Source organism: Mesorhizobium sp. M7A.F.Ca.MR.148.00.0.0, from assembly GCF_003997735.1.
Lineage (GTDB): Bacteria > Pseudomonadota > Alphaproteobacteria > Rhizobiales > Rhizobiaceae > Mesorhizobium.
The window spans coordinates 1-235 of the sequence record NZ_RZTB01000696.1 but is presented as its reverse complement, the minus strand read 5'-3'; the positions used below and the strand labels follow the sequence as shown (position 1 = coordinate 235).

The following is a 235-nucleotide window of genomic DNA, read 5'->3' as shown; positions in this document are numbered from 1 at the left end:
CGCGATGCCGGTATCCTCGACCGTGTGATGATCATCGATATGCAGGTCGCCCTTGGCCCTGACCGTCATGTCGATCAGGGAATGGCGCGCCAGCTGGTCCAGCATATGGTCGAAGAAGCCGACCCCGGTGGCGATATCCGACTTGCCGGAGCCGTCGACATGGACCGACACGGAGATGTCGGTTTCCTTGGTCTTGCGGCTCGCTTCGGCAGAACGGGGCGGCATCACTCTATCC

Annotated in this window: 1 pseudogene; it reads right to left on the bottom strand. The window is 61.7% G+C overall.

Annotated elements, in window-relative coordinates:
- A pseudogene (locus tag EOB49_RS35880) lies at positions 1-225 on the bottom strand (imidazoleglycerol-phosphate dehydratase); the annotation flags it as partial.
- Between the last annotated feature and the right edge of the window lie 10 nt (positions 226-235).